The sequence below is a fragment of the Paracoccus hibiscisoli genome, assembly GCF_005048265.1.
Classification (GTDB): domain Bacteria; phylum Pseudomonadota; class Alphaproteobacteria; order Rhodobacterales; family Rhodobacteraceae; genus Paracoccus; species Paracoccus hibiscisoli.
The window spans coordinates 26,155-34,495 of the sequence record NZ_SUNH01000026.1 but is presented as its reverse complement, the minus strand read 5'-3'; the positions used below and the strand labels follow the sequence as shown (position 1 = coordinate 34,495).

Below are 8,341 nucleotides of genomic sequence, written 5' to 3'. Positions count from 1 at the left end.
GAAACCCTTTCTCAGCCTCTCGTGCCGATGTCTCTTGACCTCGCGGCCTGACCGGAGCCAACGTTACATGCTCGGAGCGCGCTGCTCGCCAATTTCCACCACATTCGCGACACGACCGCATCATGGCGATGAAAAATTGATTGTCTGGCATGGGCTTCACGGTCCTGTGCCAATTTTGATCCATATCCGGCCCTGCGGGTCGGTAAAGGCAACACCCGCTGCCCGGCGGGAAGCACCCTGTTGAACAAGGAAGTCAATGCCATGCCGATCAGTCTTGCCGCCGCTGCACAGACCTACCGCGAAGCCGCGCGCGATGCGGTGCGCCGCCATTCGACCTTCCACCTGGTACAGGCGGCGCTGCTGGTCGTCGCGGGGATCGTCGCCATCGTCTTCCCGGCCTTTTCTTCGGCTGCTGCCGTCGTGGTGTTCGGCTGGCTGCTGATCGCCAGCGGCATCATTCAGGCCATCGGCCTGATCAGCGCACGCCATGCGCCGAACTTCTGGCTGCAGATCATCTCGGCCATACTTGGTGTGTTGCTGGGCATTCTGCTCTTGCGCAACATCGCGCAGGGGATGCTGCTGCTGTCGCTTCTGCTGATCATCTTCTTCATGATCGAGGGGATGTCGAAGGTTGTCTTCGCATTGACGATCCGTCCCTTGCCCAACTGGCTTTGGGTTTTTGCCAGCGGGGTGCTCTCGGTCGTGCTGTCGCTTGTGCTTTTTGCCGCGATGCCGGTCACTGCGCTGTGGCTGATCGGGCTGATGCTGGGGCTCGACCTCATCGCCATTGGCGCGGCCCTTGGTGCGATGGCGTGGAGGCTTCGCGGGCAAGCGGTGCCCGCCGCCTGATCCCCTAGGGCGCCCGGCTTCGGGCGCCATTTTCTTGCAATGAATTGACTGAAAGGCGCCGAAATGGCCAGCAACCCGAAATCGCAGACGCGAAAAACCCTTCCCATCGACCTCGCCTTGCAGGGGGGCGGTTCGCATGGGGCGTTTACATGGGGCGTTCTGGACCGCATCCTCGAGGAAGACTGGTTCGAGATCGATGGCATTTCCGGCACCTCGGCCGGCGCCATGAACGCGGCAATCCTGGCGGCCGGCATGGCCACCGGCGGGCGGCAGACCGCGCGTGAGATGCTGACCGCCTTCTGGCGCCGGACGGCCGATGCCGCGCGCTTCAGCCCGTTCAAGCGCGGGCCGCTGGAGGTCCTGACGGGCAAATGGACGCTGGACAACTCGCCCGCCTTCATCGCCATGGATCTGATGGCGCGGCTGATCTCGCCCTATTCGCTGGGTGGGGCGGCAGGGAACCCGCTGCGCGACATCCTGACAGACCTGATCGATTTCGACGCGCTGGCGACCGGGCCGGTCAAGCTGTTCATCACGGCAACCAATGTGCACACCGGGCAAGGCAGGGTGTTCCGCAAGCATGAGGTGACGGCCGATGTGCTGCTCGCCTCGGCCTGCCTGCCATCGATGTTCCAGGCCATCGAGATCGACGGCGTGCCCTATTGGGACGGCGGCTATGCGGGCAACCCGACGATGACGCCGCTCGTGCGTGAATGTGAAAGCCTCGATACCGTTCTGGTGCAGATCAACCCGGTCGAGCGGCGCGAGACGCCGCGCACCGCGCGCGAGATCGCAAGCCGCCTGAACGAGATCTCTTTCAACGCCCAGCTACTGAAAGAGTTGCGGATGATGGCGCTGCTGCGCCGTGTCATCGACCCCGGCAATGGCGAGGCGCGGTACTGGAAAGAGATGCGCCTGCATCGCATCACCTCGGACATCATGGTGGACCTTGGACATTCCTCGAAGCTGAATGCCGAATGGGACTTCCTGAAGATGCTCTTCGACGAAGGGCGCCGCGCCGCCGAGGATTTCGGCCGCACCCATATTCAGGACATCGGGGTGCGTTCGACCTTCGATATCGACGCGCTGGCGGACGAGCTCTGACATGCTGGGTCTGCTGGGTATTCTGTTGGGCCTTGCCCTGATCATGGTGCTTGCGTTCCGCAGTTGGACAATCCTGCTGCTGGCGCCTTTGGCTGCTGCGGTGGCGGCGCTTTTTTCCGGTCAGCCGATGCTGGCGCACTGGACGCAGACCTTCATGCCTGCGGCGGCGGGGTTTGTGGCGCAGTTCTTTCCGCTTTTCCTGCTGGGCGCATTGTTCGGCAAGCTGATGGACGACAGCGGATCGGTTTCAGCGATCGCCGATTACATGACGCGCCGGCTCGGCCCCTCGCGGGCGATCCTTGCCGTGGTGGCTGCGGGCGCGATGGTCACCTATGGCGGTGTCAGCCTGTTTGTGGCGTTCTTCGTTCTGGCGCCAATGGGGCAGGCGCTGTTCAAGGCGGGAAGCGTGCCGCGCAGGCTGCTTCCGGCGGCACTCGCGCTTGGAACCTCGACCTTCACCATGTCGGCCATGCCGGGAACGCCTGCGATCCAGAACGCGATTCCGATGCCGTTCTTTGGTACCACCCCCTTTGCCGCACCTGGGCTTGGCATCATAGCCAGCATCATCATGGCGGCCATCGGCCTGGGCTGGCTTTCCTTCCGCGAACGTCAGGCCAAGGCGCGGGGCGAGGGTTATGGCGCGGCCGAAAAAGGCTCCGCCGTCTCGCGCGAGCTGGCCAGCACCGCACGCGAGTTTGACCCTGCCGAGATCAGCCGCGCCGGATCCTGGGGCGGGCGGCCACCGATCGGCCTGGCCATTCTGCCGCTGGTTCTGGTTGTCGTGGTCAACCTGATCCTGACGCAGTTCGTGCTGCCCAGCATGGATTTCGATTTCCTCTCGCAGCCCGCATGGGGCGAAACCACCCTGTCGGCTGTCGGCGGGGTCTGGTCGGTGGCGCTTGCGCTTCTGGTCGCCTGCATCGTGCTGGTTGCCATGAACCGGCGCCGCTTTCGCAATCTGCGCGAAAGCATCGACTCGGGCGCGACGGCCGCAGTACTTCCGATCATGAGCGTGGCAAGCCTTGTGGGGTTCGGCGCGGTCGTGGCGGCCCTGCCTGCGTTCGAGATGGTGCGGGACTGGGTTCTGGGCATCGGAGGCGGGCCGCTCGTGTCACTGGCGGTAGCGACGAACATCCTTGCCGCGTTGACCGGATCGGCTTCGGGCGGGATGACCATTGCGCTGCAGGCCCTTGGCCCCACCTTCATGCAGATCGCGTCAGACACAGGGCTGGACCCTGCGCTGATGCACCGGGTGGCCGTGATCGCCTCGGGTACGCTGGACAGCTTGCCGCATAATGGCGCGGTGGTCACGATGCTTGCGGTCTGTGGCTGCACGCATCGCGAAAGCTATCTGGACATCGTCATGGCCGCCATTGTCAGCGCGCTTGTTGCCCTTGTGGCCGTGATCGTGCTTGGCACAGCCTTCGGTTCCTTCTAACCCGATAGGGACAGAGCTTCGGGATCGTCATGACACAGCCCACGCCGACCGCCGCACCACCGGCCCTTTTGAACATCACGCTGGGCGTCATGCTGGCGCTGATGCTGGGGTGGTTCTTCCACATCGCCTCGGGCGTTCTGGTGCCAATGGTGCTGGGGCTGATGATCTCTTATGTGGTCATGGTATCTCTGTTTTCGACTCCGTTTACTATCATGCAACAGCGCATGCGGCCGGGACAGGCTTGAGGCAATCGTCACTTAGGCTGTTGCGTCCAGTCTGCCGCTGCACGTCGCCTTTCATGCCCGGGGCTTCCTGCTGCGCGGCCTGATATGCCTGTCTGCTGCGGGTTTGCCAGGTCTGATATGGGTTGATGCGGCGCGGTCGCCAGTGAGCGCGCCTAGGAGCCACAAGTCCTCATCCCATCTTGGCTTCCGCTCGAGCGAAACTGATCGTGCGCGCCAAAGTGTCGCCCGTGTTGTTGGTTTACGTGCGGAAGTTTCTCTGGACCCGAACCGGCACAATTGATTTGGTATCGTTTGATACCTTTAGTCTGTTCGGTCACGGACGGCAGCGCAGTCCTTTTTTTCCAGAAGGGTCTGTGCCTGCAAATTGGTATGACATCCGTTCCACTATAATCTACGATTGTAGGGTAGCAAAGCCGGGTACCGAAGGCTTGGTCGCCGGGAACTGTGCCCATCCTTTTATGGGTAGAATTCTGGTTCGGTAAAGGCGGGCGGGCGTTGAAAAACATGTTCGCCAACTGGCACGTGTGAACCGCCCCGGATTTACCGGAGAGTTTCTGGTTCAATAATTAGGGGACTTTTTTCGACAGCTTTCAAGTTTGCATAGAAGGCCTCCTCTGCTTCTTGCGGCGTGACATAGCCAATGGCGCTGTGCAGGCGGGTGTTGTTATACCAGTCGACCCATTTCAAGGTTTCCCATTCGACCTGACCAACGGACTTCGAAGGGCCGAGGAACTTGATGACCTCGGTTTTGAAAAGGCCGTTGATGCTTTCAGCGATCATTTACGGAATGGGTGGTCGAGTATCCGTTTTGGTCAAGGGCGCTCCGGCTGCCAATCGCGGGCGTCGCGCAGCAGCGTGTTCGCGAGAACCAACATGCGGCGCATGACGGCGGTGATTGCTACTTTCTTGGCTTTACCGGCCTTCACGAGCTGCTGATTCTTGTCATGAAGATCTCGATTGAAACGGATCGCGACCAGCGTCGGCATGTAGATTGCCCGCCGGATTGATGACCGGCCGCCGGTAACGCGTTCCTTGCCCTGCCACTTTCCAGACTGCTGCGTCATTGGCGCCAACCCGGCCAGAGCAGTGATCTTCTTGCTGTCGAGATGCCCCAGTTCTGGCATGTCGATCAGCATTGTGGTGGCGGTCAGACGGCCGATCCCCGGGATGGTCATCAATCGACGAATGCGCTCTTCGAGGGTGCCTCGCTGCTTGGCGATCTGCGCGATTACTTCATCAAGCGCCTTGATATCGGTGCCAATGTCATCAATGCGGCGACAGATCTGTTCTCGCACGAGCGGATTGATTGCCGTAGCAAGTCTGGTCTTCGCAGTGACCTGATCCCTGACGAGGGCCCGGCGGGCTGTCAGCAACTCCCTGGGATCATGAACCTCTTCGCCCTCGACATCCTGTGGGGCCAGATCGAGCACCACCCCCATGCGCGCCAGCATCCTGGCATCGACGCTGTCGGTCTTCGCCAGTCGACCAATGGCCTGTGCAAATCGGCGCGCCTGCTTTGGATTGACTTTAATGAAGGGCCGCCCTGCCAGGCTGAGATGTCGCTCCAGGCCACGATGGTAGGCGCCGGTCGCCTCGAAGACGATCAGCACACCCTCCTCCTCACCAAGCCAGTCGCACATCTGGCCGAACCCTTCATCCGTGTTCGGCAGGCGGCGCGCTTCGGATCGGGAATGCCAGAATGCGTCGAGACGGTCTTTCGAGACGTCGATGCCGATGGTATCCTTGGCCATCTTTCTTTCCACTTTTGCTTGTCGTTCGGGCCCGAAGCCCACGTATCCGTTCAGGTCGTCAGAAAAGACGGGGGCTCGTCAACTCGACCGCGGTCCTGCAAGACCAAGCTCCGCACGACGCCACCCCCGCCGCTGCCCCGCAGTTTGCGGTGCCGGGCAGCGGCTCCCTTTTGCCTCAACAGCCACGGATTCCATAAGACAAGCTCCGCCATCGCAAAATACGCTGATGCCTTGCGAAGGATCTCGTTGGCTTGCCTGAGTTCACGGTTCTCACGCTCCAAGGCTTTGATTCGTGCCTTTTCCTCGCTCGTCGGTCCGGACAGTTCGCCTGCATCACGCGCGGCGCGCCGATACCAGTCCCGCCGGCTGAAAGACGAACAACACAGCTTCGAGGCAATTGCCCGGTAGGCGGCACTGTCGCTGCTGTAATCAGAACGATGGTCGCGGAAAAGCCGAACGCCGCGCGCGCGGAACTCGGCCGTGTAGCTCGGGGTGTGTTTCTTTTCTGTCATGAGGCTTACCCTTTGAGAGTTTTACTCTCCGGTAAACCCGGGGCGGTTCAATACGGCTTGTTGCCGTTAAAAGGGGGAGTTCCTCCACTCGTCTCCTTACGCCAGCCCTTTCCGGGACGATGGCGTGCGACGACGCGGCCCCCCTCCAGCGCCAGCAGATGCAGCCAGCCGTTGTCGAACAGGCGCGCCACGTCCGGATGGCGACCAAGGATCGCGTCGATGGCGGATGTCGGGGCGTCCAGCATCACCGTCAGCCGCAGCGGGTCGTGGACGGTGCGGGTGCCGTCATGGACCGCCTGCCACGGCAGGCCGGGGCGCAGCCGGCCGCCATTGCCCTCGACCACGCCGATGCCGCCGGTGACGTTGTGGATCAGCTTGGTGCCGCCCCCGAACAGGGGCGGGGCCACGGTCGAGCCATAGTATTGCAGGCTGATCCAGCTGGCGACGACGACCGGGGCGGTCAGGATCAGCTCCAGAACCGTGAAATCAGGGTCCAGCGCGCGGTCATAGCTGTGCAGGAAGGCGCGCCCGCCCAGGTCGATCCCGCGCGTGACGGCGCGCGGCGCGGCGATGAAGGCGGCGCATCCGGCCAGCCCCCATTCCGGCCGCGTCTCGGCCCAGTTCGACGCGCGCGCCGCCACCGTGGCAGGCGTCGCACTCGGCAGACGGGTCGCTCGCGCCGTGCGGTTGCGCGCCGCCGCGCGGGCCAGCCAGTTCGCAGCCCGGTCCAGATCACTCGCATGGCTGGCCGGTGCATTGACCTCGTACAGCGCCACATGGTCCGTCGTTGTGTCATGCAGCGCCGCGACGAACAGCGTATCATCGGGCAACGTGATGCCGTGATCGGGCAGGGCCGCCCGTGTCTGGGGGTCGTTCAGCAGGTCCGCCAGCACGCGAGCCGAAACCTCTCCGGTCTGGCCGCCGCAGGCGCCGCAGTGATAGGCGCTGTGATGCGGGTTGTTCGTCATGCTGGCGCCGTGGCCGACCAGCAGGACCAGCCTTGCATGCCCCGCGACCAGGCCCATGGCGCGCAGGATGGTGGCGGCCAGCCGTCCCTTGTCCGCCGTCGACATCGGCGCGGACAGGCGGGGCGCGCCCGCAGGGGCAGGGGCGGCGTCGCGGCCCATCGCCCCCTTCAGCAGCTTCATCCCGTAGAGCGGCCCGACCGCCTCGACAAAGGCAAAGGACGACACCGCGGCCTGCCGGAACCGGTCCCAGGCCCGCGTGGCCCGGGCGGCGATGCGCGCGGCATCCTCGGCCTGATCCTGGCTGGTGGCGTCAAGCGAGGGGGTCAGCAGCACCGGCAGATGCGGCACCGCCCGGACGCTGGCCTGGGTGTGATGCTGCAATGGCAGGCCGAAGAAGCCCGCAAAGCCATAGGTCTCGGCGTCCGGGGCGACCTCCTCCAGCGCGCGGCGAAAAGGTTCGGACCGGACGTCGATGCAGAACGCCGCCTGCATCGCCGGACGGGACAGGGTCGGGCGCGACCCCGACAGGCATGCCGCAAGGCCGCGCTGATAAGCGCGCTCGGCCGCGTCCTGGGCGATCGCATCCGCGACCTGATCGGCCGATGGCTGGACCGGCCGCGCATGCGCGCGCACCGCGTCGGCCCAGGGATCGGCCAGGTCAGGGCAATGCGCCAGCAGCGCCTCCTCCCAGATCAGGCGGATCGCCAGCAGGTCGATCAGGGTGCCATCGGTGCCCCCCGCCTGTTCGGCCTGCCAGGACAGCCATCGCGCGTGCTGTGCCCAGCCCCCCAGATCGACCAGCAGCCGATGGAACGCGGTCGGCGCCGCGTCGGGCGTCAGGGCCAGCCGTTCGGCCGCCCGCAGGATGACGCGTTCCGCCCGGTCGGGGGCGGCTGCGACATGGGCGCAGAAGCCGCGCAGGCCCGCGATTTCCGGCGTTAGGTCATGGGTCGCCCATTCCTTCCACGCCGCAAGCGCGCTGGTGCCGGGCGCGGGCGTCCACAGCGCCTGGCCCTGATCAAAGCGCCCCGCGGCCCACAGGCCGATGCTGCGGGCAATGACCTCGGGCCAGTCGGTGCCGTCATGGCGTGCGGCCAGATCGGCGACCGTCGGCAGGGCGGGGGGGATCGGCGCGGTCGCGTTCAGCCGCAGCTTCAGCATGCCCAGGTCGACCGGCTTCAGCGCCGACGGGCAGGCGATCAGCGCCGCCGCCAGGTCGTCGTCGGTGATGCGCCCGTCTGCCATCATCGCCCCGAACGCGGCCCGCGGGCGGGTTGCCGACAGCCCCGCGACGCGGGCCAGTCTGGCCGAGGCGGTGGCCAGGTCATCGTCCGACTGGCCCAGAAAGGGGTTCACCGCGACGGTGGCCGTCAGCGGGAAAGCCGGGGGGATGGTGCGTGCGGCCTGGGTCGCGGCCGCCAGCAGGCTGGCCGCATGATCGGGGGTGACGCCGGCGTGATCGTGGAACATGGGA

The 8,341-nt window shown here is 64.6% G+C and carries 6 protein-coding genes and 2 pseudogenes; 4 read left to right on the top strand and 4 right to left on the bottom strand.

Features of this window, described 5'->3' with window-relative positions; translation table 11 throughout:
- Positions 1–240 precede the first annotated feature (240 nt).
- From FA740_RS16055 to FA740_RS16040, 4 genes are all read left to right on the top strand, one after another.
- Positions 241–849, top strand: a complete 609-nt coding sequence (locus tag FA740_RS16055; RefSeq protein ID WP_198143212.1) for an HdeD family acid-resistance protein — start codon at positions 241–243, stop codon at positions 847–849.
- Positions 850–912: 63 nt separating this feature from the next.
- Positions 913–1,953, top strand: coding sequence for a patatin-like phospholipase family protein (locus FA740_RS16050; protein WP_035715050.1), 1,041 nt, complete (start codon positions 913–915; stop codon positions 1,951–1,953).
- Between the two features lies 1 nt (position 1,954).
- A complete protein-coding gene (locus FA740_RS16045; protein ID WP_084684278.1) occupies positions 1,955–3,391 on the top strand; it encodes a GntP family permease in 1,437 nt (478 codons plus the stop codon).
- A gap of 29 nt (positions 3,392–3,420) precedes the next feature.
- Complete coding sequence (locus FA740_RS16040; RefSeq protein WP_136857824.1) at positions 3,421–3,636, top strand: hypothetical protein; 216 nt, start codon at positions 3,421–3,423, stop codon at positions 3,634–3,636.
- A 540-nt stretch (positions 3,637–4,176) separates the two neighbouring features.
- Here FA740_RS16040 and FA740_RS16035 read toward each other — a convergent pair.
- The 4 genes and pseudogenes from FA740_RS16035 to FA740_RS16020 form a co-directional block, all read right to left on the bottom strand.
- Positions 4,177–4,413 (bottom strand): annotated as a pseudogene (locus tag FA740_RS16035) (integrase core domain-containing protein); the annotation flags it as partial.
- A gap of 35 nt (positions 4,414–4,448) precedes the next feature.
- On the bottom strand, positions 4,449–5,387 hold the full coding sequence (locus FA740_RS16030; protein ID WP_136857822.1) for an IS110 family RNA-guided transposase: 939 nt from the start codon (positions 5,385–5,387) through the stop codon (positions 4,449–4,451).
- Between the two features lie 215 nt (positions 5,388–5,602).
- Positions 5,603–5,899, bottom strand: a pseudogene (locus FA740_RS20175) (transposase); the annotation flags it as partial.
- A gap of 47 nt (positions 5,900–5,946) precedes the next feature.
- Entirely contained in the window at positions 5,947–8,337 is a 2,391-nt protein-coding gene (locus FA740_RS16020) for a YbcC family protein (protein WP_136857820.1), read from the bottom strand.
- Positions 8,338–8,341 lie beyond the last annotated feature (4 nt).